Genomic DNA, 25,188 nt, shown 5'->3' with positions numbered 1-25,188 from the left:
ATAACCATCCCCTTCGAACAGAGGTAATCTCATGACGATTTTGTATGATCCCGCCGCCATGAACGAACTGTTCAGCGACCTGCAGACGCACGGCGGCAAGATGCGGGGCGAGATCGACACCCTGAACACCGCGGCCAACAACTTCCGCGCGAATCTCCAGGGTGACAGCGCGATCGAGAACTTCAACACCGCGCACGGTCACGTGACCACCGAGCTGTCCGACACGCTCGACAAGTTGGACAAGCTCGCCGGCCAGGTGGAGGAGTCGCTGAACCGCGCCCTCGACGCCGACAAGAAGGTCGGTGACGGCTTCGCGGCGTTCTGACGTCGCACCAGCCTGAACGGCCGGCCGGACTTGGTCCGGCCGGCCGTTTGTCGTTGGGCCGCTGTGGTTTTCGGGCGGGCTCTGTGGTTTTCGGGCGGGCTCTGTGGTTTTCGGGCGGGCTGTGGGTTGTCCGGGCTATCGGGTCGCGACCACGGATTCCCCGATGTACTGCATCTCGTCGGGGGTGGTGACCATCATGACCGTGGCGCTGCCCGCGGCGGTCCGGACGGTGATCCGGTTGGGCGCGTGCGGATCCTGTACCAGCGTCACGTCGGCCTCGATCTGGCCGTTCGGATCGCTGGGGTTGCGCACGTGCACGATGGTGGCCCCGCCGGCGTGCATGGCGGGCGGAATTCCGTCGTAGACGAGCACCGTCGTGCTCGGGTACGGCGCCGCGGCCGGCGGCGGCGGGCCGGGCGGATGGTAGCTGGCTCCGGCGGAACGCGGCGCGATCGAGACCAGATGCGGCGCCGCGAGATGGGTCACCATGGTGTGCCAGGCGTCGGGCCGGGCGGTGTGCACCACCACGTGCGCGCCCAGCGCCGTCGCCCGCAGGATGACCTGTTGCGCGACATCCAGATTGCCGATGACCTCCAGGTGGCGGGTGCCGTCGCCGATGAGCGACACGGCGATGCCCTGTCCCTGTTCGTCCGCGCCGATCAGCTGCCCGCAGCCGGCGGTGGGCACCACGATCTCCTCGATCGCGGCGAGCGTGCCCCGGTATCCGGTGCCGCGGTCCCAGCGGCCCGCGGCCGCGATCGGCAGCGTGTCCAGCATCATCCGCAGCTGCTGGCCGTGCAGCTCGCGCAGCCCCGGCAGCGGCGGCGACTCCGGTTCCGCGATCGTGTCGAACCGCACCACGGCGCTCAGGACCACGGTTCCGCTGTGGTCGCGGCGGGTGGACGTGCGGTCGGCGCCGCGGCACAGCCGCAGCGTCACCGCGGTGGTGAGGCTGGGCGTGGACCAGATCTCGGCCAGGCCCCGCGGGTTCAGCAGCGCGGTATCGATGCGGTAGTGCGTCAGGTGCCGGTGCTCGGTGCGCAGCGACCGCGGCGTCTCGGTGAGCGCGTCGACATCGAATCCGTGCGTGAGTTGCCGGACGGCCGAATTCATTTCGGCGGCCGTCAGCACCGAGACGGCGACGTCGTCGGCGGCCAGCCGGTTGGCGATGCGCCGGGTGGCGATGACGGCCGCGCGCACCGCGCCCTCGCCGCCGCCGCCGCGCTTCTCCACGGCCTCGGCGTTGGCCAGCGGATCGAGCCGGAGCACCAGCCAGACCGTGCGATGCGCGACGGCCGGCAGCGGGCCGAGAATCTGCTCGTACAGGTGGGCGGCGACACCGGTGCCGGCCGTGCGTGCGCCGACGCTGACGACGTCGATGCTGTCCAGGGCGATGTCGAACTGTTCGAGGCAGGCGGCGATGCGGCTGAGCCCGAGCAGATGATCGGTGCTCAGGCTGCCCCGGCGCAGCAGCGTGAGGGTATCGGGCGGCGGATCGATGCGGAGCATGGTGAGCAGCAGGTCGCCGTCCCAGCGGATGCCGTAGCTGCCGCCCTCGGCCTGCGGCACGTCGACCGCGGGGGCCGCCTCGATCTGGCGCTGCGGGCGCATCGGCTGCCGCCGGGCCAGCGCGGCGCCGATCCGCGCCGTCAGGGTGCGGCCGCGCACCGGTATCAGCCCGAGGAGCGCCACCGCGGCCGCGACGGCGCAGGCGACGAGAATCATGCCGGTGGTGGCGAGAACGATCCACGCGGCGACGGCCGCGACCAGAAGCACCGGAACGACGACGCGGAGCGGATAGACACGGAACAACCAGAATTCCGGATCCCGCAATCTGTCGTACATCGATGATTGTCCGGTCGTTTGCTGATTTTGCCTCATCGTTTCACCGCTTCGTCGCCCGCCCGGATTTCGTCGACCGTTCCAACTGAATCACCTTGCCGGAACTCGGATTCGATCGCCAGTCGAATTACGGTACCGTGTGCCCGTACACCGTGATCGATAGCTCGACGGAGAAGGCCAGTGCCAGCACAGCTGACAACCAAGGCGCAGGTGAACGGCTACCGGTTCCTGTTGCGTCGGCTCGACCACGCCCTCGTGCGCCGTGACGTGCGGATGCTGCACGATCCGATGCGGTCGCAGAGCAGATCCCTGATGGTGGGTGTCGTCCTGGGGATCCTGATCATCGCGGGGGCGGCCATCCTCGCCTTCCTGAAGCCGCAGGGCTCGATCGGCGACGCGCTGATCGTCTCCGGCAAGGAGAGCGGCGCGCTGTATGTCGTGGTGAAGAGCAAGGACGGCTCGCAGACGCTGCATCCGGTGCTCAATCTCGCCTCCGCGCGGCTGATCACCAAGAGCAACGCCGCGCCGCATCAGGTCAAGGACAGCAAGCTGAACGATCTGGCGCGCGGGCCGCTGCTCGGCATCCCCGGCGCGCCGGGCGCCCTGCCGGGCTCCGGCCAGGGCAGCGGCTCGGCCTGGACGCTGTGCGAGCAGATCGAGGTGTCCAGCACCGGCAGCGCGCGCTCGGGCGGCGCGACGACGACGGTCGTGGCGGGCGGCCCGGACCTCGGCGACCGGATCCACCCGGTCGGGTCGAACCAGGCGCTGCTGGTGGAGCACGACGGCCAGACCTACCTGGTGTACGACGGGCATCGCGCCCGGCTGGATCCCACGAATTCGGCGCTGGTGCGAACGCTGGGCCTGTCGGCGCATCGGGCGCGGGAGGTCGGTCCCGGACTTCTCAACGCGACCAGCGAGGTGCCTCCGGTGGAGTCGCCGACGATCGCCGGAGCCGGACAGCCCGGGCCCGGTCCGCTGTCGAATGTGCCGGTGGGCGGCGTGATCTCGGTGGCCGGCCTGAACAGCGGCGGCAATCCGGACCTGTATGTCGTGCTGGGTAACGGGGTGCAGCCGATCAGCTCGTTCACCGCGGAACTGATCCGCAATGCCAACTCCCAGGGCATGAACCAGATCGCCATGGTGCCACCGGACGTGCTCGACCGCGTCCCGCAGGTGCACACGCTGCGGACCGACGAGTATCCCTCGCAGACGCCGGCCATCGCCGATCCCAAGGACGCCCCGGTGGCCTGCGTGTCCTGGACGAAGAATCCGGGCACCGTCTCGGCGGGGAAGTCCACCGCGGAGGGCCCCGCGGAGCGTGCCGCCGTCACCCTGCTCGCCGGTACCCGGTTGCCGGTCCCCGACGGTGAGCAACCGGTGGAGATGACGACCGCCGACGGTTCCGGGGATCGCGTGGACGCCGCCTACATCGAGCCGGGATCCGGTGAATACGTTCAGGTGACCGGGATGGAGCCCGGAAGCATGCGCCGCGAGAGCCTGTTCTACGTCGCGGACAACGGCATTCGCTACGGCATTCCGGACGCCGCCACCGCCGGCGTCCTGGGGCTGGGCTCCACGCCGCATCTCGCGCCGTGGTCCGTCGTCGGCCAGCTGGTCCCGGGGCCGACCCTGTCTGCCGCCGAGGCGCTGCACAGCCACGACACTCTTCCGTCGGGCAACGGCAGCGCCAGCGGCTCTGCGAGGTCGGCGGGCGACGCCGCTTCCGTTCCGGCGGGCTGACCCTGTTCCGGTGGGTTGAAGTTCCGGTGGGTTGAACCCGGCCGGTGCCGGCCGGGTTGTCCCGCTCGACCGGCCGGGACGACCCCGATGCGCGCTAGGTGCGGGGCGTGCCCAGGTCGAGGTTCATGGAGGACAGCAGACCGTCCAGCGCGGTGCGCATATCGATGGCCTCGATCCGCATGAGCATCGACTCGTCGACCGCCGACAGATCTATCGAATCGTCGTTGGCCAGCCGGAATTCGCGTTCCTCCTCCGCCGCCTCCACGACGTTGCGGACGAAACGGCCGTTGCCCACCAGGTCCACACCGCGCCGCGGCTGCCCGCTCTGGTCGGTGCTCTCCATCTGGTAGAGCTTCTCGCACACCTCGGTCAGCACCTGCAGCGCGTCCTGGGACACCTGCGAATCCCGGGCCTTGGCAATCACACTCGCGATCTGGGCCAGTTCCTCCGCGGAGTAGGACGGGAACTGCAACCGCTTGGAGAACCGGGACGCCAGGCCGTCGTTGGCCTGCAGGAAGCGGTCGATCTCGCCGTCGTATCCGGCGATGATGACGACCAGGCGGTCGCGATCGTTCTCCATGCGGGCCAGCAGCGTGTCGACCGCCTCGCGGCCGAACGCGTCGCCGCCGGACAGGCCCTGCTGGATCAGCGTGTAGGCCTCGTCGATGAACAGCACACCGTCCATCGCGCTGTCGATCAGCTTCTCGGTCTTGATCGCGGTCGAGCCCAGGTGCTGCCCGACGAAGTCGCTGCGCTTGGCCTCCACGACCTTGTCGGTGCGCAGAATGCCGACGCCGCAATAGATCTTGGCGACGACCCGGGCGATCGTCGTCTTACCGGTTCCGGGTGGTCCGGTGAAGGCCAGGTGCTGGCCGCGCGGCGAGCTGGACAGGCCCTTCTCGGAACGGATCTTGGCCAGCTGCGCCGTCGACTGCAGCTTGGCGACCTGGGTCTTCACCGCGCCGAGACCGATCTGGCGGTCCAGCTCCTTGCGCGCCTCGGCGAGCACGTCCCGCGCCCGGTCCTGAATCTCCTGGTCCTGCAGCTGTTCCAGCGACGGCGCCGAGGCGGGATCCCAGCGATCGGTCCGGCTCTCGATGGCCTCGCGGCTGGTGACGGTGATCCGGTAGGTGCGGTCGCGCATCGCCGTGGTGTTGGCCTCGAAATCGGGCGACTGCGAGTACACCTTCTCGAACAGCGCCTGCGCCTGATCCTCGTTCTGCGTCTCGCGCAGGCACAGCCCGCGGCAGAACATGGCGGTGCTGCGGGCCGCCGGAATCGGGCCGGCCTCGGCCTGTTCCATCCGGCGCAACGCCTCACCGAACAGCCCCAGCTGCGCACACGCCGTGCCCACCATGACGTGGGCGCCGCAGGCCAGGAACGGATCGCTCCATTCGGCGGAGGCGGCGAGCACGGACATCACATCCGGCCAGCGCTGGGTGTTGTAGTGCAGCACGCCGCGGACATATGCCGAGATCGCGTCGTCCGTCGCGCGGTCGGGATCGTTCAGCCGCCCCGAGCGCCGCTGGGCCAGCTCGTCGAGGACCTTCTCGGCCTCGTCGTAGTTCGTGTCGGCGATCAGCTGCGCCGCCCAGGCCAGCCAGATCTCGGTGAGACTCGCCAGCGGATAGTCGATGTACAGCCCGGGCAGGAAGCGGCCCGCCAGTTCTCGCTGCTTCAGCCCGAGCCGGCGCTGCTCGCGGTACAGCGAATCGGCGCTGGTGTTGTACAGGTTGAACAGCACCTCGCGGGTGATCTCCCCGGCGGCGGCGCGGCCGAGCCACGCATCGCACATCCCCGGATCCCATTCGGTTGCGCGCTGGAACGCGAGTTTCGCGTACTCGAGGTCGCGGGTCGATTCCTGTCCCTCGATCGACAGCCCCAGGGACAGGACGCCGGCGTCGAAGGCGCGTTGTGCTTGGCGGTTGCCACTCATTGATCGTGAACCCCGAGATCTCGTCCGTCGTTGCTCGGCAATCCTAGCGTCCCGGGTGGGTGCATTCGCTTGTCGGACAGGCGTCAGCGTTCCCACACGAGCACCGGTACCTCCCATCGTAACTACCGCAACGCCGGCCCGTGTCGTTTAGATTGGTCGTCGAAACCGGTGGGTGCCGGTGCGGATGTCGCCGATATGTGAGAGTTTTAACTGGTGCGGGAGTTGAGCTTCGCGAAGGTAGTCCACGGGGGGCGCGAGCCCAGCGGCCGGATCGTTCCGACCGTCCCGGCCCGGTCCGGACACGGTGCCGTGTCCGCCTACGGCGCCGGCCTGAAAATTTGTGTCGTCGGTCCGGAGGCGTCGAGCCGGTGACAGAGTCGACGACCAGCAGCACGCGCCATACCGAGCCGGACCTTTGCCGGGTCTCGGTGATCGGGCGCAACACCCAGGTGGATGTCGGGCTCCCGGCCACCGTGCCGATCGCCTCCTTCATCAGCGATCTGGTCCGCCTGATCGACTCGCGCAATCCCGATATCACGGAGACCGACGAGGACGCCGTGCCGCAGAGCGCGCAGCACTGGACGCTGTCGCGAGTCGGGCAGGACGCGCTGTCGCCGAGCCGCAGCCTCACCGACGCCGAGGTCTACGACGGCGAACTGCTGGTGCTGCGACCCGTTGCGGCCAAGGAGATTCCGGCGCTGTTCGATGACGTCATCGACGCGGTCTCGCGGCTGACCAGCGAGGAGTTCCGCGGCTGGACGGCGACCGCGGCCCGGTGGCTGGGCCTGGTCCTGTCCACCGTCAGCGTGGTGGCCGTGCTCGTCGTGCTGGCCGTGCTGCGCTCGCAGGGCGATCCGGTGGCGCCGGCCCTGATCCTGGCCGTCGCCGGATGCGTCGCCTATGTCGCCGCGGGCATCGTGGCCCGCCGCTACGACGATCCGAGCACGGCGGTCTGGCTGTTGCTGGACGGTCTGCTGCTGCTGTCCGGTGGTGCTGCACTGCTCGTCCCCGGCTCGCTGAGCGATGCGAATCTGTTGCTGGGCTGCACGGTCGCGCTGGTGGCCGCCGTGGCCGGGATCCGCGTCATCGGCGGTGGCGCCACGCTGTGCTCGGCCGCGGCCACCCTCGGCCTGATCGGCCTGGTGGCCTCCGGCGTCCACCTGGTGTGGGGTCCGGCCGTGGAGAGGCTGTCCGCGGGGCTGCTGGTCGCGGGAATCATTGTGCTGTCGATGGTTCCGCGGTTGTCGGCGATGCTGGCGCGGCTACCCATTCCGCCGGTGCCGACCGCCGGTGCGGCGATCGACCCGGCCGATCACGAGCCGCGGCCCACGATCGAAGGCATCGGGGCGATCGGCGCCACGGCGCTCCCCTCGGCCGTCGGGCTGGGGCAGCGGGCGCGGCTGGCCAACCAGTTCCAGACCGGCCTCGTCGTCGCGTGCACGGTGTCGATGGTCCTCGGCGCCCTGGGCGCCGCCGACCCGATCGGCGGGCGGTGGCAGGGGCCCGTTCTGGCCGCGGTCACCGCGATCATCCTGTGCCTGCGCGGGCGGTCGTTCGCCGATCTGGTCCAGGCGACCGTGCTCATCGCCGGCGGCGGGCTGCTCGGGCTGGCACTGCTGGCCGTCGTCGGTGCGGGCCGGCACGAGTCACCGACCCTGCTCGCCGGCCTGCTCGTCGTATTCGCCGCGGGCGCGGTGGCATTCGGCGTCGTCGGGCCGCGCATCGAGGCGACCCCGGTCATCCGGCGCACGATCGAGATCATCGAGTACATGCTGATCATCTCGCTGGTCCCGCTGATCCTCTGGATCATGGGCATCTACGGGATGGCCCGGGACCTGAGTCTATGAGCGTCCGGCTGGTGTTTCGGACGGTGGCCGCCGCCGCGGCCGCCGTCGCGCTGGCGGTGACGATTCCGGTCCCCGCCGCGGCGGTCGGGCCGCCGGTGATCGATCCGGGCGCGCTCGGGCAGGCGATGGGCCTCGCCGACCGTCCCGCCCCGCCCGACCCCACCGAACAGTCGGCGGAATGCGCGGAGCCGACGCTGACGGGTGGCCCGCCGCAGGAGCCGCCGATCGCCCAGCGGGTGCTGAACCTGCCCGCCGCATGGGAATTCAGCCGCGGCGCCGGACAGAAGGTGGCCGTGATCGATACGGGGGTCAACCGGCACCCCCGGCTGCCGCGGCTGGAGGCCGCCGGCGACTACGTCTCCAACTCCGACGGCACCGCCGACTGCGACGGCCACGGGACCATCGTGGCCGGCATCATCGGCGCCCAGCCCAGTCCCGGGGACGCCTTCTCGGGCGTCGCGCCCGACGCGGACCTGCTGACCATCCGCCAGCTGAGCCTGGCCTACCAGCGCGTCCAGGGCGGCTCGCAGAACATCCCCGGCGCCATCCAGCCCTCCGGCTACGGCACCACCTTCACCCTGGCCGCGGCGGTGGTGCGCGCGGTGAATCTCGGTGCCACGGTGATCAACATCTCCGAGGTGGCGTGCAGCCCGGCCGGCGGCGACACCGCCGACGCGCCGCTGGGCGCCGCGGTGCGCTACGCCTACGACCGCAACGTCGTGGTGGTCGCGGCGGCCGGCAACGTGTCGTCCGAGGGGGCGTGCTCGGAGCAGAACGAGGGCACCGGCTGGCAGCAGGTCGGCACGATCGCGACGCCCGCCTGGTTCGCGCCCTACGTGCTGACGGTGGCCTCGGTGGACGTGGACAAGCAGCCGTCCGAACTGTCGCTGCACGGGCCGTGGGTCGGGGTCGCGGCGGTCGGCCGCGACGTCGTCTCGCTGGACAGCAGGCCGGGCGGCACCGGTTTGGTCAACGGCGTGCAGACCGATCAGGGCACCAACCCGCTGGAGGGAACGAGTTTCGCCGCGCCGCACGTGTCCGGGCTGGTCGCCCTGGTGCGCGCGCGATTCCCCGAACTGTCCGCCGGACAGGTGATCGACCGCATCGTGCGCACCTCGCACGCGCCGGGCCGCGGCCGCGACGACGGCGTGGGCGCCGGAATGATCGACCCGCTGGCCGCGCTCACCGATCCGCTGCCGGCCGCGCCCATCGCCGAGGGGGCGGACCGGGCCCAGCCGATCGCCGCGCCGGTCCTGCCGACCGGGCCGGACCCGCGGCCGCGCCGCATCGCGGTGATCGGATCGTCGATCCTGCTCGCCGCCTTGGTGATCGGCGGCGGGATCGCGATGTCGTTGCGCCGCAGCCGTTCCGAACCGCCCGTCGATTTGGACCTGTGACACCGAATGTCTCGAAACAGCTGACGAAATCACGCGAGGACCATGGCTACCGAAGGATTTGTGCGCCGACCCCGGATCGCACCACCCCGTGCACCCGGCGGTGAGGTCGCGCTCAGCGCGCCGCCGGAGGTGACCCGGCCGATCCCGGCGCCGCTGCTGATGAAGCTGATGCCGGTGGTCATGGTGGTGGCCGTCGTCGGCATGATCGCCATGATGGCGATGATGGGTCGCAACCTGCTGCAGAACCCGTTCATGCTGATGTTCCCGATGATGATGGTCATGTCGATGGTCGGCATGATGGCCGGGTTCAAGGGCGGCAGTGGTAAACGCGCGGTCGAGCTGAACGAGGAGCGTAAGGACTACTTCCGGTATCTCGACCAGACCCGCAAGGAGGTCCGCCGGACCGGCGGCAAGCAGCGCGAGTCCCTGCTGTGGAGCCATCCGGAACCGGTCGACCTCGAATCGCTGATCGGCAGCCGCCGGATGTGGGAAAGGCGGCCCAACGACCCGGATTTCGGGCATGTCCGGGTCGGCATGGGCAGCCATCGCCTGGCGACCAAGCTGGCCCGGCCGGAGACCGGCCCGCTCGAGGATCTGGAGCCGGTGTCCACGGTGGCGCTGCGCCGGTTCGTGCGCAGCCATTCCGTGGTGCACCACCTGCCCACCGCGGTGTCGTTCCGCGCCTTCCCGGCGATCAATATCGAGGGCCCGCCCGACGATGCCCGAATGCTGGTGCGCGCCATCATCATGGAACTGGCGACATTCCACGGCCCCGACCATCTCGCCCTCGGCATCGTCTGCGCCGACCCCGACTCACCCGCCTGGGCGTGGGCGAAATGGCTTCCGCACATTCAACATCCGAGCCAGCGCGACGGGGTCGGCTCCGCGCGCATGATGTACACCTCGCTCGGCGAGCTGGAGACCACGCTGTCGTCGGAACTGCTGGAGCGCGGCCGGTTCATGCGCAACGCCCAGCCGACCCAGGGCCGGATCCATCTGGTCGTGGTGATCGACGACGGCTACGTCAGCGGTAGTGAGCGCCTGATCAGCGAGTCGGGCCTGGATTCGGTCACCGTCCTGGACCTGACCGCCCCGGAGGGCGGATTGGCGGCGCGCCGGGGTCTGCAACTGGTCGTGGGCGACGGCGAGGTGTCCGCGCGCAGCGCATCCGGCGTGGAACGCTTCGCGACCACCGACCGGGTGAGCCTCGCCGAGGGCGTCACCTTCGCGCGTGCGCTGGGCCGGTACCGGCTGGCCACCGCAGCCCAGATCGTGAACCTGGGCGAGGGCACGGTCGCCGATCCGGGCCTCCCGGCACTGCTGAAGATCCCCGATGCCGCCCAGATCGATCCGGCGAAGGTCTGGCGCCCGCGGGCGGGCCGGGAGCGGCTGCGGGTGCCGATCGGCATCACGCCCGACGGCACCCCCGTCGAGATCGACATCAAGGAGTCCGCCGAATACGGCATGGGCCCGCACGGATTGTGTATCGGCGCAACGGGTTCGGGTAAGTCGGAGTTCCTGCGCACGCTCGTGCTGTCGATGGTGACCACGCATTCGCCGGACCAGCTGAACCTGGTGCTGGTCGACTTCAAGGGCGGTGCGACCTTCCTGGGCCTGGAGTCGCTGCCGCACGTCGCCGCGGTGATCACCAACCTGGAGGAGGAGCTGTCGCTGGTCGACCGCATGAAGGACGCCCTCGCCGGTGAGATGAACCGCCGGCAGGAGCTGCTGCGCTCGTCGGGCAACTACGCCAATGTCAACGACTACGAGAAGGCCCGCGCCGCGGGCGTCCCGCTGGATCCGCTGCCCGCGCTGTTCGTCGTGGTCGACGAGTTCTCCGAGTTGCTGTCCCAGAAGCCGGATTTCGCCGAGCTGTTCGTCATGATCGGCCGGCTCGGGCGGTCGCTGCACGTGCACCTGCTGCTGGCCTCGCAGCGGCTGGAGGAGAACAAGCTGCGCGGGCTCGAGTCGCATCTGTCCTACCGGATCGGCCTGCGGACCTTCTCGGCGAACGAGTCGCGCGCGGTGCTCGGCATCACCGACGCCTACCACCTGCCGTCGGTGCCGGGTTCGGGCTATCTGAAGAGCGACGCGTCGGATCCGTTGCGCTTCAACGCCTGTTACGTCTCCGGTCCGTACGAGGCGCCGAAGACCGGCGTGACGACGGACGGCGCGCCGATCGCCGGTCAGCGGATGGTCGAGTTCACCGCATCGCCGGTGCAGGTCCTGGAACCGGAGGAGCCGGAGGATACCGAGGAACCCGAATCCGCGACATCCTTCGATCCGCGGCTGGAGCTGCCGCCGCCCCCACCGGCGGGCGGGGCCGCGCCCGGCGAGGAAGGCATCCCCGACACGCTGCTCGACGTCATCGTGAAGCGGCTCACCGGGCACGGGCGCCCGGCACACGAGGTGTGGCTGCCCCCGCTGGACGAGTCGCCCAGCGTGGATATGCTGCTGCCGGACCCGGATTGGCGCTCGCCGGTCAATGTGCACGGCCAGCTGTGGCTGCCGATCGGCGTCATCGACAAGCCGTACGAGCAGCGCCGCGACGTGCTGACCATCAACCTGTCGGGGGCGCTGGGCAATGTGGCCGTGGTCGGCGGTCCGCAGTCCGGTAAGTCGACGACGCTGCGCACCATCATCATGGCGGCGTCGGCCACCCACACGCCCGAGCAGGTACAGTTCTACTGCCTCGATTTCGGTGGCGGCTCGATGGCCGGCCTGGTGGGTATGCCGCACGTGGGATCGGTCGCGGGCCGCCTGGACGGCGACCGGGTGCGGCGCACGATCGCCGAGCTGACCACCCTGCTGCGCCAGCGCGAGGAGCGCTTCGCCGAACTGGGCATCGAGTCGATGGCCGAGTTCCGGCGGCGCAAGTTCTCGGCCCCGCCCGCCGACGGTGCGGGGGCGCCGGATCCGCTGGCGGACGACCGATTCGGCGACGTCTTCCTGGTGATCGACGGCTGGGCCTCGATCCGCGAGGAGTTCGAGAGCCTGGAGGGGCAGATCAATTCGCTTGCGGCCCAAGGGTTGTCCTTCGGTATCCACGTGATCCTGGGCGCGTCGCGGTGGGCCGAGATCCGGGCCGTGGTCAAGGACCAGCTGGGCACCCGGGTCGAACTGCGGCTGGGTGATCCCTCGGATTCGGAGATGGGCAGGCGTGTCGCCCACCAGGTTCCGGTCGGCCGGCCCGGCCGCGGTCTGACCCCGCAACAGCTGCACATGCTGATCGCCTTGCCCCGGCTGGATTCCGATACCGACCCCGGCACCCTCGCCGAGGGCGTCACCCGCACCCGGCAGGCACTCGAGCAGAAGTACGCGGATCGGCGGGCACCGCAGGTCCGGATGCTGCCCATGGATTTCCCGCGCGAGCAGGTGCTGCGGCAGGCGCAGGAGCGGGGGATCGTCAACTCCGCGACCCGGGCGGTGGTCGGCCTCGGCGAGTCCGAACTGCAGCCGCTGGTCCTCGATTTCGGCGTGGAATCGCACTTCATGGCGTTCGCCGATACCGAGTCCGGAAAGACGACCCTGCTGCGGAACATCGTGATGGGGGTGACCGAGAACTGCACCCCGGAGGAATCCCGGGTGATCCTCATCGATTACCGCCGCACCATGCTGGGCGCGCTCGAGGGCGATCAGCTGGCCGGCTACTCGACGTCGTCGCAGACCTGCGGGCCGATGATCTCGGAGGTCGCCGGGTATCTGTCCAAGCGCATTCCGGATTCGAACATCACGCCCCAGCAGCTGCGGGAGCGCAGCTGGTGGAGCGGGCCGGAGATCTACGTCGTCGTCGACGACTACGACATGGTGGTCGCCGGCGGCGGGATGAATCCCTTCGCACCGCTGCTGGAATACCTGCCGCAGGCCCGCGACATCGGTCTGCATCTGATCGTGGCCCGCCGCATGGGCGGTGTGTCGCGGGCGCTCTACGACCCGATCCTGGGTGGTCTGAAGAATCTGTCGGTGAGCGCGCTGCTCATGAACGGTCCCCGGGACGAGGGCAAGCTCATCGGCGACGTGCGCCCGATGAAACTCCCGCCGGGCCGCGGAGTCCTGGTGTCGCGCGCCGGTCAGGAGATGGTGCAGGTCGCGAACCTGCCCCAGCTCTGATCCGCCCCCGGTATGCCGGTTCGGACCGGCACGTCCTGAGCGTCGCGACGAGTACGCCCGGAGCGCCGCTATCGGTACGCCTGGAGCTGGGACGTCGCGCCGGCGTAGCCGGGTAACCAGGATTCGGCCCGGCGCTCGAACAGCGCCGCCGACGGTCCGGATACTTCCGGGCCGGCGATGCGGGCCAGGTGGAATCCGGCGCCGCGGTAGTAGGCGTGCAGTTCGGCGTTGGTGGTCCACGCGTCCAGGCGGACCCAGGTGCGCCGGCGCGACCGGGCGAGCGCGGCGGCGTGCGCGAGTAGCGTTGTGCCGACGTGCAATCCGGCGAAGCGCAGGTCCACGATCATGTAGTGCACGATGACCGCGTCGGCGAGTTCGCCCGGCGACCACAGCCCGTCGTCGGCACGCTCGTTCACGGTGATGGTGCCTGCCGCTTCGCCGTCCACCTCGGCGATCCAGGTCTCGCCCGCGCGCATCGCGTGGTCCACCGCGCGGGCAAACGACTCGATCGGCAGCCCCCGCCCCTCCCGTGTCCATTGATCCGAGCCTCGTGCCGCAAGCCAGCCCGTACGTTGGAGCCGTAGTCGGCAGATCGTGCCGAGGTCGGCCGGCTGGGCCCGGCGGATGCGGGTCGTCATGGCGGGCCGGGCACCAGCGAGCTACCGAAGGTATGCGAATTGCCTGGCGGATGCGACGATCCCAGCGTGCGCTGGATGATCTCCGTGCCGGCGTCGTCGCCCAGTTCGTAGGCCAGCCGGTTGCGCGCGGCGATCGACCGGTGCCTGGTCACCCGGGTGACGCGTTCGGTATCGGCGCCGATGCGCAGGTGGTCCAGCAGCATGGTGCCGGTGCCGACACCGAGCACGGCAGCCTCCTCGGCCGTGGCGGGGCGCGCCACGATGGTGTCGCGGTGCGCGGTTTCGGTATGGCCCCGGGCGGCGAGCCGGCGCGTGGTGCCCTCGGGAATATCGTGCGGCGAGTCGATTCCGGTGGTTTCCGCCAAGTCCCGGGGATAGAAACTGACCTCCCACGACCACGGTTCGTTGTCGAGATATTGGACAACCGTCCGTGACACCACCCAGGAATCCTTCGGAATTCCCAGCCAATGCGCCACATCGGGGGCGGCGGGTTCCATTCGGGCACTGAACTGTTTCGAGGGTTCCCGACCGGCGGTGCGTGCCGTCTCGGAGAAGATGTCGTGCGCCGACTTGGGCCGGTCGGGGCCGATATGGTTGGTGACCACCGATTCCAGGACCTCCTGGCTGCGCACGATGGTGCCCCGGGAGGTGGCGGTGTAGAGCAGGTTTTCGGCGACGAGCAGCTGAATCGCGTTCCGGGCGGTGGTGATGGAGACCTGCATCTGGTGGGCCAGCTCGTTGTGGCTGGGTAGTCGATCGCCCGGTTTCCATCTGCCGTTGCGGATCTCCTCACGGAGGAGGTCTGCGATCCGCTGGTACCTCGGACCGTCCGCCATCTCGCTCCTCGGTTGTTGCTTCAAGAAAAAGAAGTCTACCCCGCGGGTCCAGCAGGCGTGTGACCCTTGACACGTGCGTTCAGAGGTTTATTGTAAGGAACGTCCTGAACAAATGTGTTGTAACGGCGATGACGGCGAGGCAACGTGGCTGGTTCGGAGACATATCAATCGGTGGTGGTGGCACTGCCCGAGGCACCGCTGGCACCCGCGACGGTCCAATCCCTGACGGCCGGCTTACTGCCGAGCTCGGACCTGATGCTGCGGGCTTGTCGCGGGCATCGGGTCATCGGTGGACCGTTACTGTGGTTCGCTCGTGATCTCGCGGTGTTACAGGAGCGGCGGCTGATCGGCCGCGGTGGCTCCGCCCCCGATTCCGATCCCGCCGCGATCATCGAGATCGAGCGCCGCCGAGCCGAATTGGTGATGGCGATCGATGACTGGGTCGTGCGCACCGTGCCGCAGCATCGCCTCGGCGCCACCCTGCACACCGAGACCGTCGGCTCGGTCATCGACCGGCTCGCCGAGGCCTCGGTCCGTGCCCACCACGCGCTGATGACCCTGGACGCGAACGACGAGGTCCTGCACGGCGCCTGGCACCATCTGGCCGAGCTGGCCGACGCCTACGACGATCTGATCGGCGACGTGCTCGCCGGGAAGCGCCGGCTGCCGGCCTGGTGACGTGGGTGCCGACGGCCCTGCGGCGCGAGTGCCGCAGGGCCGGCATGCCCTGTACGCCGAAAACGCCTCAGTACCGCTGAAAACGCCGGTGATCGGTGGCGAAGTCGTCGGCGACGGTGGCCGACAGTTCGACCAGCGATCGCTTGGTGTTCTTGTGCAGCCGGGACAGGTCGATCTCGGCGCCCTCGGACAGGTGCGGGTCGTACGGGATGATGTGCACCGCGCGGCAGCGCGAGAGGAAGTACTCGCGCAGCTGCTGGATGCCCACATTCGGTGAACCCGGCCGCGGCAGGTTGATCACCACCACGGCATTGCGCACCAGGTGGTCGTGGCCGTGCAGCGAGAGCCAGTCCAGGGTCGCCGCGGCGCTGCGCGCGCCGTCGATCGCCGACGACGAGATCAGCACCAGCGAGTGGGCCAGCTCCAGTACGCCCGCCATCGCCGAATGCATCAGGCCGGTGCCGCAGTCGGTGAGGATGATGTTGTAGTACCGCTGCAGCACGCGGGCCACCTGCCGGTACTCGTCCTCGTTGAACGCCTCCGACGCCGCCGGATCGCGTTCGCTGGCAAGCACTTCCAGCCTGCTGGTGGACTGCGAGGTGTGCCGCCGCACGTCGGCGTAGCTGTTGATCGCCCGGTCCAGCAGCAGATCGCGGACCGTGGAGCGGGTCTGCAGCGGAACCCGTTGCGACAGCGTGCCGAAGTCGGGGTTGGCGTCGACCGCGATCACCCGGTCGCCGCGGATGGAGGAGAAGATCGAGCCGAGGCCCATCGTGGTGGTGGTCTTGCCGACACCGCCCTTGAGCGAGAGCACGGCTATCCGATAGTCACCGCGGACCGGTTGCCGGATCCGCGCCACCAGCTCCTGCAGCCGCCGCTCCTCGGCGGACATGCCGGGATTGATCGTGCCGCCGGACATGTGGTGCACGGCACGCCGCCAGCCCGAGTTGGGCGCCTTCTTCGCCTTCCGCACCGGGACGTCGTCCAGCGACGGCTGCGGCCCGGACGGCTGCCGGTACTGCGGCGGATGCGGTTGGTGCTGCGGCGGATACGGCTGTCCGCCACCCCACTGTCCCTGGGGCGGGGATTGCCACTGGCCCTGCTGCGGGGCGTGGCGCGGGTCCTGCGGACTTCCGGCCGGGCCCGGCGAGCCGTTCGGGTCGGCGTAGGGCGCCTGGGGTGCGCCGGGCGCAGGGTAGGGCTGGTCGGCGCCCGCAGGGTAGGGCTGGTCGGCGCCCTCGTTGGCCGGGGCGTGGCCCTGCGCGTCGTAGCGGGGGTCGCCGGGCGCACGGTACTCGGCCGCCGGGCCGTATCCCGGGCCCTGCGAATCACCCTGTGGCGCACGGTATCCGGATGGATCCGGATCACGGTATCCGGACGAATCCGAATACGGCGCGGGATATCCCGGCACGCCGGTTCCGGTCGGCCCGTCGCCGGCGGGCGCATGGCCGCCGGTGCCCGGCGGGTACGGGCCCTCGACGGTCCTGTTCGCCGGATTCGAGTGCGGGCCGCCCGGTCCCGGCTGATCGGCGAATCCCGGTGTCGCGGTAGGTGTTCCGGGTGAGCCCGGCCCCGGCGGCGCGGCGAAACCGGGCTGCTCGCCGGGCCATCCGGTCTGCCCGCCGGACTCCTGCCGGCGGTCGCCGCCGGACTGTCCGGCATCCGGCCGGGGACCGGTGCCCGGTGCGTGCCGCTGGTCGCCGAACCCCGGTGCCCCGGGCGTGGTCTGCGACGAACCGGAATCCGGCTGCTCGCCGGGTCGGCCCATGGGTGCGCCGGTCTCCGGGCGGTCGGTGGCCGGGCGGTCGGTGATCGAGGCCGGATCCGACGCCGGTGGCCGCGGCGAATGGATCCCGCCGGCAGCCGTGGTGCCGCTTGCGGCCGGATCCTGACCGGTGGTGTCGTCGCCGGCACTGCCGAAGCCGCCGGCCGGGCCCTGCCGACCGGTGGCGGAAGGTGGTGCTGCCGAGGAGGTTTCACCGGTCGGTGCCGCGGGTGCGCCGTGATCGGCCGGAATCGGCCAGGAGTTCGGCGCCGGACCGGCCGGGGGCCCATCCTGCCCGCGGTCGGCGGAACCGCCGTCGGCGGGGGATTCCGGCCGCGCCTGGTCGGCTCCGCCCAGTGGAGCGTCCGGTTCCCCGGCGAACGGGCCCGGCCTGGGCGGGGGGCCGGGTGGGGCGTGGTCGTCCGGCGCGCCGGGCTGCTGCGTGTCGGCCGCGCCCGGAGACCCGGTGTCCACCGTGCCGCTCGGGGCTTCCGGCGAAGGGGCGGAAGAAGGGGCGTCGGTAAGTTCCAGGTCGGCGGGATCGGATCCCGCCGGCCGCGATTCGGATGGCCGCGGGGGCAGGGCGTTCGACGGGCGCTCCCCGGGGCCGGGCGGTTCCGGCAGAGGAGGCCGCGCCGGGGCGCCGCCGGGCGGTGGTGGCAGGTCGGGGCGGCCCGGAACGTGCACGGTCGTCTCCGAGCCGTTCACGGGTGGGCCGGGAGGCGCCGGCGGTGAATCGGAATACGCCTGCGGCGCGGGCGGAATCGGCGGCCGCGCCGGGGCAGCAGGCTCCGGCGGCGCCGGTGGCGCGGCGTCGGAGCGCATCGGGTCGGGCGGGGTGGACTGCCACGACGGCCGCGAGTCGAAACCCGGGGGCGGGACGGCCGGGTATTGCCCAGGGTGGCCAGGCTGTTGCGGCGGCGCGAACTCGCCGCCGGCGAACTGCGGCGGGGGCGTAGGAAAGTCGCTGCCGGGCTGCATATTCGGGTACGAACCCTGGCCGGCGTCGGGCATCGGCGGAGCCGCCGGGTCGGGCCGGTCGTCGGCGGGGCCGCGGTCGCCGTGGAGATCGCGCGGCGGATGCTCGGGCCGCGCCTCCGGCGGTGCCGGCTGCCCCCAGCCCGATCGCACGGGTTGGTCCCACTCCGGCTGTGCGGGTTGTCCCCAGCTGGACTGCGGGGGCTGCTGCGGTACCGGTTCCTGCTTGTCCTTGCGCCGGACCTTACGGTTCTTCTTGCCGCCGTCGGAATCCGCCTGGCCGCTGTCGGACTTGCGACTGAATCGCTTCTTCGGCGTTTCCGGGATGAGGGCCTCTTGCGGCAGGTTCTGCACCGGCGCCTCATAGCCGACCTGCGTGACCTCGCTCTCGGACAGCCACGGCGGCAGCATGGGGAGTTCGTTGTCACGACTCACGACTGCGCCTCACTAGCGGTCGGGTTCACCGAGTCCCAGGGCACCGCGACGACGGTTTGCTCACTGGGCTCACTCACGGATCCCCCTGGATCTGCTCGGACCGATTACCTGGACAGGGCGTAGTTTACGCGAGCGTCACGGGCGGCGACGCCCGTGCTGCCCGCATCGGCCGCAGGCAGCCGGACGGTGCCCGGCCCGCCATTCCGCACACCCGTTCCGTCCGGATTGCCGGAAATTCGCGGTGTCCGGAATGTCGTCGGTTTCCGGGTTGCTTTCGTAGGTCTTCCGCGCCGAACCGGCTGCGGTGGTACCGGTGCGGAGCGGCCCTGTACGTGACCAGTTCGATCGCGTTGCCGTTGTCGGGGAAGTACAGCACGATGTCGTGCTGATCGCGCAACGTTTCCGTGCCCGGGGATCGGTCGTCTGCCGGGGAGGTCAGTTGGCACCATGCCTTCGCGGATCGTCGGCACGGAATCGGCAACCGGTGGTACCGGTGAGGAGGGCGGCCTTGTCGGTGCCGAGCCTGATCTCGTTGCCGTGGTCGGGGGAGTGCAGGATGACGTCGTGTCGTCCGGGTTTGTCGGCTTGGACGGTCAGCGATGTCATGCCTTCCCGGGTGGCGACGTCGCGCGCGAGTGGCAACACAGCGGCCCATTCGGTGTCGGAGATCGGTACCGACGAGATGAGTCTGTCTGTGGTGAACGACACCCCATCGGCTTCGAGATAAGGTGAAGGGCACCCGAGCTGGTTCATTCCGCGATCAGGGTGCACCTGCCAGTCGAGTGCGGGCGCAACGGTTTTCGCGGCATCTGCGATCTGCCGGACGGTGGCGGCGAGTTGCCGTTCGGTGTCCTCGGCGGCGGGTAGTTCCCGCATCATGGCCTCGGCGTGCGCGATGTCCTCTTCGGTTGCCGGGTGATCGGGGTCGTTCAAGTTGCTGCCGCATCCGCTCAGGACCGCCGCGACGACGATCGTTACCAGTAGCCGTCCGGTCGTCTTCGGCAAGTCAGCGCACCTCCAGCGGCTGCGGCTGTCCCGCCAGGCCGGCGACAACGACGGCCATGTTGTATCCGGCCGTGCGAAGTGCGCCGTCCGCGCCCGGTCTCGGGTATTCGCTGTGGCCGTTCGAGTCCTCGCGATGGACACCGTCAGGTGTCGTCGTTTCGCGAACAGAGAGCTGTTCGAGTTGTGTCGTCACCGGATCGGGACCGAACTTGCCGAAGCCGTCGGCGTAGGTGATCGGGTCGTCGGGCGCTCGCATGACATAGCCGTGGCCCTGCGGCAGGTTGAGTTCCGGCTCGTCCTTGGCGTTGATTCCGGGTGAGCCGTAGAAAACCGCGTCATCGACCGGATTGTTGGGACCGAGTTCTTGCAAGGCGAGTGCCGTCGTGGTGGACCCGTAGGAATGGCCCAGGGCGGTGATGTGCGGATCAGGTTTGTTGGATGCCGCATCCAGACCCGAGTAGAAGCTCGCCAGCTTCGGTGCACCCGCCTCGGCACGAGCGGCGCTGGCCGCTTCCGGTCCGATCTCCGGTGGGGGTTCGTATCCGAGCCAGGCGATCGATGCCACCCGTTCTCCGCCACGTCCTGCCAGGCCCAGCTGATTCTTCGCTTCTTGCTGTACGGCCGTCGCCTCCTTGGTCATGTCGCCCAACCCTGCCATCGTCGTGGAGACGCCCGGGGTGGTCACCGAGACGTGGTCCGCGTTGTCCGGGTCGCCGACCGCAACTGCGGCCATTCCCTTTTCACCGGATTGCATATCCAGCATCATCAATCGCGCACCCTTGTCGGGGTTGGCCGCGTCGAGCGGATTGTTCTTCAGAACGCCTTCGATCGAGTCGAGGTCCTTCAGCTTCGCATTGACCTCGGCCAGTTGCGTCCGCTCCTCCCCATACGGATCGGGCGCGTTCGGGTATCTGGACCCGTCGGGCTTGCCCTTCAGCTCCTCCTGCAGCCTGTCCCGCTCCTGCGTCAGCCTGGCGCGCTCGTCGTCGATGCGGTTGACGTTTGCTTCGTGGCGGGCCATGGAGGGGATGCCGTCGCGGTTGCCGACCCATTCGGGGTGCTGGTCGATGATCTCGCGGCGCTGCCGGTCGTCCAGTGCGTCCCAGTACTCCCTGTTCTGCTGTGGTGTCGCCTTCTCCGGGGGAGGAAGGGCCGTCAGGCCGCCCTGCGATTCGCCGGCTGTGGCCGCCGCGCCGACGTCGGTGGCGCCGTTGTCGGTGATCTGGCCGTCGGCGGCCTTGTTCAGGATGGCGGCCGCGTCGGCATCGATGTCGTCGGCCTGGCGCATCACGGCGCGCGTCGCGTCGATCAGCTCCAGTCGCAGCGTCTCCACCGCGGCGGCATCGGGCGCGCCGGGTTTGTCGGCGATGGTGACGTGCCCGGTGTCCCAGACCTCGAGGCCGTTCGCCGCGGCCTGCTGCTCGATCGTGGCCAGGGTCTGCTTCAGGTGGGCGACGGCCTCGCGGGTCTGCTTGGCCAGCTCACGGACGGCGCCGAGCGCGGCGGCCTCGTCGGTCAGCTGGTCGGCGGTCACGGTGAACCGGCGGCGCGCGGCATCCGCGGATTCGCCTGTCCACCCGGGGAACTGCCCGATGTCCGCGAGCTGGGTGGTGACATCCTGCACGGTGGTGATGCGGCGGGACAGCGACGTTTCGAGCATCTCCAGCGCCAGCTCGTTCCACCAGCGAATGTCCGGTAACAGCATCGGATGAATCCCCCACCCATTTCGTCGAACCCGTGCGAGTGGGTAGCCTAATGGAAACCAAGACAATTCGGATGCTCGGGGGGACCTCGGTGACTGAGCAGGTAACGGTCGATCCACAACAGTTGCGCGCCGCCGCCGGTCGGCTCGACGGCCTGTTCAACGACTCCGGCGCCGCCCTGGCGGAGACCGATCGGTCGATCGCCGACAGCCGGGACGGGTGGAAGCAGTCGGCGGCCGGCGCGTTCGGCCGGTTCAACGGCTATCTGGACGGCCGGCGGGCGCTGCTGCAGCGCAACCTCGGCGAACTCTCGGAGTCGCTGAAGACCACGGCGAACAACTTCCAGTCGCAGGAGGAGTCGTCGGCGGCGGCAATCGACGAGCAGGCGCCACAATCGCCTTGGCTGAAGATCTGAACCGCCTCGGCGGAGATCCGGCCGGTGTCTCCGGACGACCGGCGGGGCGGCGGTCGATGCCATAGAGACCGAGTGTGCGCCCCGGCCGGGGCCGCATTTGGCCGGATAGTACATGCGCAGGTAAGCTTGATCGGCGGTGCGCCTTGCCCGCCGGTTGCTCATGCCCACATGCCGATTTCGGCAAGTATGACACCAGCGAGTATGGCACCAGGTCGACGTACGTGCACGACAATGACCGAGCTAGACAGTGACTGAAGCTAGCCGAAGAGTTGGCCCCAGCCAGGGACCAGCGTAACCGGGATCGCGGAGGATATGGCGAAGAAAGACGGGGCCATCGAGGTCGAGGGTCGAGTGATCGAGCCACTGCCCAATGCGATGTTCCGGATCGAGCTGGAGAACGGGCACAAGGTTCTCGCGCACATCAGCGGCAAGATGCGGCAGCACTACATCCGCATCCTGCCCGAGGACCGCGTGGTCGTGGAGCTGTCGCCCTACGACCTGTCCCGCGGTCGCATCGTCTACCGATACAAGTGATCGCGCTCGGGCGCGACTCCAGAGACTTCCCCGGCCGAGTGGCCGGGGAAAAGCTGTGTTCACACCCCGTGAACCACAACCAGATTGGACGGACGTGAAGGTTCAACCGAGCGTCAAGAAGATCTGCGATAAGTGCAAGGTGATCCGCCGCAACGGGCGGGTCATGGTGATCTGCGACAACCAGCGCCACAAGCAGCGTCAGGGCTAGCAGGTTCCGGCCAAGCACCGATCGCCGATCGGATTGGCAGACAAGAGAAGACCTCCCAGCGCCAGTCACACATCGGCGAGCCCCGCCGGTTCAGCAATGAACACAGGGGCGGATGAGTGACCAACCCCCGGAACGGAGGCCGGGGCCCCAGCCGAGGGGACGGACAGGGAGCAGACCTCCGCAACGATAAGGAATTGCCATATGGCACGTCTGATGGGCGTCGACCTTCCGCGCGAAAAGCGCATGGAGGTCGCGCTGACCTACATTTTCGGCGTCGGCCGCACCCGCGCCAAGGAGGTGCTGGAAGCCACCGGTGTGAGCCCGGATCTGCGCTCGAAGGACCTCACCGACGACGACCTCACCCGGTTGCGCGACTACATCGAGGCGTCGGAGTTCAAGGTCGAGGGTGATCTGCGCCGCGAGGTGCAGGCCGATATCCGTCGCAAGATCGAGATCGGCTGCTACCAGGGCATCCGCCACCGTCGTCACCTGCCGGTGCGCGGCCAGCGGACCAAGACCAACGCGCGCACGCGCAAGGGTCCGAAGAAGACCGTCGCCGGCAAGAAGAAGTAGGGGATAACTGATGCCTCCGAAGAGCCGGACCTCCGGCCCCAAGAAGTCCCAGAAGGCGCGTCGCAGGGACAAGAAGAACGTTCCGCACGGCCACGCGCACATCAAGTCCACGTTCAACAACACGATCGTGTCGATCACCGACCCCGAGGGCAATGTCATCTCGTGGGCGTCGTCGGGTCACGTCGGCTTCAAGGGTTCGCGCAAGTCGACCCCGTTCGCCGCGCAGCTCGCCGCCGAGAACGCCGCCCGCAAGGCGCAGGAGAACGGCGTCAAGAAGGTCGACGTGTTCGTGAAGGGCCCGGGTTCGGGCCGCGAGACCGCGATCCGCTCGCTGCAGGCCACCGGCCTCGAGGTGGGCACGATCTCCGATGTCACCCCGCAGCCGCACAACGGCTGCCGTCCGCCCAAGCGGCGTCGCGTCTAGCGGGAAGGAAGGTAGAGAACTATGGCTCGTTACACCGGCCCCATTACCCGCAAGTCGCGTCGCCTGCGTGTCGACCTCGTCGGCGGTGACCAGGCGTTCGAGCGCCGCCCCTACCCGCCGGGCCAGCACGGCCGCGCGCGGATCAAGGAGAGCGAGTACCTGGTCCAGCTGCAGGAGAAGCAGAAGGCCCGCTTCACCTACGGCGTCATGGAGAAGCAGTTCCGCCGCTACTACGAAGAGGCGAACCGCCGCAAGGGCAAGACCGGCGACAACATGTTGCAGCTGCTGGAGTCCCGGCTGGACAACGTGGTCTACCGCGCCGGCCTGGCCCGCACCCGCCGGCAGGCCCGCCAGCTGGTGAGCCACGGCCACCTGCTGGTCAACGGCAAGAAGGTGGACGTTCCCAGCTACCAGGTCGGGCAGTACGACATCATCGATGTCAAGGAGAAGTCGCTGAGCACGCTGCCGTTCCAGGTGGCCCGCGAGACCCAGGGCGACCGCCCGATCCCGGGCTGGCTGCAGGTGGTGCCGAACCGGTTGCGGATTCTGGTCCACCAGCTGCCGGAGCGTGCGCAGATCGACGTGCCGATCAACGAACAGCTCATCGTCGAGTACTACTCGAAGTAAACGTCGGCGATTGCCGCTGACAGGGAGCGGCCCACCCCGGCCGCTCAGCTCCCAGCCGTGGGCGTCAAATAGCGGGCGCCCTGAAGGAGGATCTCAACAATGCTGATTTCACAGCGACCGACGCTGACCGAAGAGGTCTTGGCCGAGAACCGCTCGAAGTTCACCATCGAACCGCTCGAGCCGGGCTTCGGCTACACCCTCGGCAACTCGCTGCGGCGCACCCTACTCTCGAGCATCCCGGGTGCGGCCGTGACCAGCATCCGCATCGACGGCGTGCTGCACGAGTTCACCACCGTCCCGGGCGTGAAGGAGGATGTCACCGACATCATCCTGAACCTCAAGGGCCTGGTCGTGTCGTCCGAGGAGGACGAGCCGGTCACCATGTACGTGCGCAAGCAGGGCCCGGGCACCGTCACCGCCGGTGACATCGTCCCGCCGGCCGGTGTCACCGTCCACAACCCGGACATGCACATCGCCACCCTGAACGACAAGGGCAAGCTGGAGATCGAGCTCGTGGTCGAGCGCGGTCGCGGCTACGTCCCGGCCGTGCAGAACAAGGCGTCCGGTGCGGAGATCGGCCGGATTCCGGTGGATTCGATCTACTCGCCGGTGCTGAAGGTGACCTACAAGGTCGAGGCGACCCGTGTCGAGCAGCGCACCGACTTCGACCGGCTCATCCTGGACGTCGAGACCAAGAACTCGATCTCCCCGCGGGATGCGCTGGCGTCGGCCGGTAAGACCCTGGTCGAGCTGTTCGGCCTGGCGCGCGAGCTCAATGTGGAGGCCGAGGGTATCGAGATCGGGCCCAGCCCGGCCGAGGCGGATCACATCGCCTCGTTCGCGCTGCCGATCGAGGATCTGGACCTCACCGTGCGGTCGTACAACTGCCTCAAGCGCGAGGGTGTGCACACCGTGGGCGAGCTGGTGGCCCGCACCGAATCGGATCTGCTGGATATCCGCAACTTCGGGCAGAAGTCCATCGACGAGGTGAAGGTCAAGCTGCACTCGCTCGGCCTCTCGCTCAAGGACAGCCCGGCCTCCTTCGATCCGTCCAGCGTCGTGGGTTACGACGCCACCACCGGAACCTGGAGCGACAGCGGCGCCTTCGGCGACACCGACCACGGCGAGCAGGACTACGCCGAGACCGAACAGCTCTAGGCCGTACGGGGTGG

General features: G+C 69.3%; 20 protein-coding genes. 13 read left to right on the top strand and 7 right to left on the bottom strand.

Annotated elements, in window-relative coordinates; translation table 11 throughout:
* Positions 1–31: 31 nt before the first annotated feature.
* A complete protein-coding gene (locus tag D892_RS0105955) occupies positions 32–325 on the top strand; it encodes a WXG100 family type VII secretion target (RefSeq protein WP_024800367.1) in 294 nt (97 codons plus the stop codon).
* Positions 326–460: 135 nt separating this feature from the next.
* On the opposite strand, the gene eccE is transcribed toward D892_RS0105955, so the two are convergent.
* Positions 461–2,170: a type VII secretion protein EccE gene (eccE, locus tag D892_RS0105950; protein WP_232236000.1), complete on the bottom strand. Its 1,710-nt coding sequence runs from the start codon at positions 2,168–2,170 to the stop codon at positions 461–463.
* Between the two features lie 177 nt (positions 2,171–2,347).
* Between eccE and eccB the strand changes: the two genes are divergently transcribed.
* A complete protein-coding gene (gene eccB, locus D892_RS0105945; RefSeq protein WP_024800365.1) occupies positions 2,348–3,907 on the top strand; it encodes a type VII secretion protein EccB in 1,560 nt (519 codons plus the stop codon).
* 94 nt (positions 3,908–4,001) lie between these two features.
* Here eccB and eccA read toward each other — a convergent pair whose 3' ends face one another.
* Positions 4,002–5,843: a type VII secretion AAA-ATPase EccA gene (eccA, locus tag D892_RS0105940; RefSeq protein WP_024800364.1), complete on the bottom strand. Its 1,842-nt coding sequence runs from the start codon at positions 5,841–5,843 to the stop codon at positions 4,002–4,004.
* 368 nt (positions 5,844–6,211) lie between these two features.
* On the opposite strand from eccA, the gene eccD reads away from it, so the two are divergent.
* The 3 genes from eccD to D892_RS0105920 are packed head-to-tail and all read left to right on the top strand — an operon-like array spanning position 6,212 to position 13,197.
* Entirely contained in the window at positions 6,212–7,690 is a 1,479-nt protein-coding gene (eccD, locus tag D892_RS0105930; RefSeq protein ID WP_024800363.1) for a type VII secretion integral membrane protein EccD, read from the top strand.
* On the top strand, positions 7,687–9,087 hold the full coding sequence (mycP, locus tag D892_RS0105925; RefSeq protein WP_024800362.1) for a type VII secretion-associated serine protease mycosin: 1,401 nt from the start codon (positions 7,687–7,689) through the stop codon (positions 9,085–9,087). The genes eccD and mycP overlap by 4 nt, the downstream gene beginning before the upstream one ends.
* A 42-nt stretch (positions 9,088–9,129) precedes the next feature.
* Positions 9,130–13,197 (top strand): type VII secretion protein EccC, encoded by a 4,068-nt coding sequence (locus tag D892_RS0105920; RefSeq protein WP_024800361.1) that lies wholly within the window; start codon positions 9,130–9,132, stop codon positions 13,195–13,197.
* A 68-nt stretch (positions 13,198–13,265) separates the two neighbouring features.
* Here the strand turns inward: D892_RS0105920 and D892_RS0105915 are convergent, their stop codons facing one another.
* Together D892_RS0105915 and D892_RS0105910 are read right to left on the bottom strand one after the other, a co-directional pair.
* Positions 13,266–13,835 carry a GNAT family N-acetyltransferase gene (locus D892_RS0105915; protein ID WP_024800360.1) on the bottom strand — a complete coding sequence of 190 codons (570 nt, stop codon included), beginning with the start codon at positions 13,833–13,835 and terminating at the stop codon, positions 13,266–13,268.
* Positions 13,832–14,671, bottom strand: coding sequence for a GntR family transcriptional regulator (locus D892_RS0105910; RefSeq protein WP_024800359.1), 840 nt, complete (start codon positions 14,669–14,671; stop codon positions 13,832–13,834). Before D892_RS0105910 ends, D892_RS0105915 begins: the two co-directional genes overlap by 4 nt.
* 174 nt (positions 14,672–14,845) lie before the next feature.
* On the opposite strand from D892_RS0105910, the gene D892_RS0105905 reads away from it, so the two are divergent.
* Complete coding sequence (locus D892_RS0105905) at positions 14,846–15,349, top strand: DUF4254 domain-containing protein (protein ID WP_232235998.1); 504 nt, start codon at positions 14,846–14,848, stop codon at positions 15,347–15,349.
* Positions 15,350–15,416: 67 nt separating this feature from the next.
* Here the strand turns inward: D892_RS0105905 and D892_RS49530 are convergent, their stop codons facing one another.
* The 3 genes from D892_RS49530 to D892_RS0105885 all read right to left on the bottom strand — a co-directional run bounded on the left by D892_RS49530 (position 15,417) and on the right by D892_RS0105885 (position 21,237).
* A complete protein-coding gene (locus tag D892_RS49530) occupies positions 15,417–18,527 on the bottom strand; it encodes an AAA family ATPase (RefSeq protein WP_369801733.1) in 3,111 nt (1,036 codons plus the stop codon).
* Between the two features lie 435 nt (positions 18,528–18,962).
* The gene (locus tag D892_RS0105890) at positions 18,963–19,532 is read right to left on the bottom strand and encodes an LppA family lipoprotein (RefSeq protein ID WP_051499007.1); all 570 of its coding nucleotides are present in this window, start codon (positions 19,530–19,532) and stop codon (positions 18,963–18,965) included.
* 1 nt (position 19,533) lies between these two features.
* The gene (locus D892_RS0105885) at positions 19,534–21,237 is read right to left on the bottom strand and encodes an alpha/beta hydrolase (RefSeq protein ID WP_024800354.1); all 1,704 of its coding nucleotides are present in this window, start codon (positions 21,235–21,237) and stop codon (positions 19,534–19,536) included.
* A gap of 89 nt (positions 21,238–21,326) precedes the next feature.
* On the opposite strand from D892_RS0105885, the gene D892_RS0105880 reads away from it, so the two are divergent.
* The 7 genes from D892_RS0105880 (at position 21,327) to D892_RS0105850 (ending at position 25,174) form a co-directional block, all read left to right on the top strand.
* On the top strand, positions 21,327–21,650 hold the full coding sequence (locus tag D892_RS0105880; RefSeq protein WP_024800353.1) for a WXG100 family type VII secretion target: 324 nt from the start codon (positions 21,327–21,329) through the stop codon (positions 21,648–21,650).
* 312 nt (positions 21,651–21,962) lie between these two features.
* The gene (gene infA / locus D892_RS0105875; protein WP_003886926.1) at positions 21,963–22,184 is read left to right on the top strand and encodes a translation initiation factor IF-1; all 222 of its coding nucleotides are present in this window, start codon (positions 21,963–21,965) and stop codon (positions 22,182–22,184) included.
* 94 nt (positions 22,185–22,278) lie between these two features.
* Entirely contained in the window at positions 22,279–22,392 is a 114-nt protein-coding gene (gene rpmJ / locus D892_RS0105870; protein ID WP_024800352.1) for a 50S ribosomal protein L36, read from the top strand.
* 201 nt (positions 22,393–22,593) lie between these two features.
* On the top strand, positions 22,594–22,965 hold the full coding sequence (rpsM, locus tag D892_RS0105865) for a 30S ribosomal protein S13 (RefSeq protein WP_024800351.1): 372 nt from the start codon (positions 22,594–22,596) through the stop codon (positions 22,963–22,965).
* Positions 22,966–22,975: 10 nt separating this feature from the next.
* A complete protein-coding gene (gene rpsK / locus D892_RS0105860) occupies positions 22,976–23,389 on the top strand; it encodes a 30S ribosomal protein S11 (protein ID WP_024800350.1) in 414 nt (137 codons plus the stop codon).
* 21 nt (positions 23,390–23,410) lie between these two features.
* The gene (gene rpsD / locus D892_RS0105855; protein WP_024800349.1) at positions 23,411–24,016 is read left to right on the top strand and encodes a 30S ribosomal protein S4; all 606 of its coding nucleotides are present in this window, start codon (positions 23,411–23,413) and stop codon (positions 24,014–24,016) included.
* 99 nt (positions 24,017–24,115) lie between these two features.
* A complete protein-coding gene (locus D892_RS0105850; protein WP_024800348.1) occupies positions 24,116–25,174 on the top strand; it encodes a DNA-directed RNA polymerase subunit alpha in 1,059 nt (352 codons plus the stop codon).
* The last annotated feature ends 14 nt before the right edge of the window (positions 25,175–25,188 follow it).

This window comes from Nocardia sp. BMG51109, from assembly GCF_000526215.1.
Taxonomy (GTDB): Bacteria; Actinomycetota; Actinomycetes; order Mycobacteriales; family Mycobacteriaceae; genus Nocardia.
Note: the sequence above shows the minus strand (reverse complement) of the source record. Positions and strands in the feature narration are given on the sequence as shown.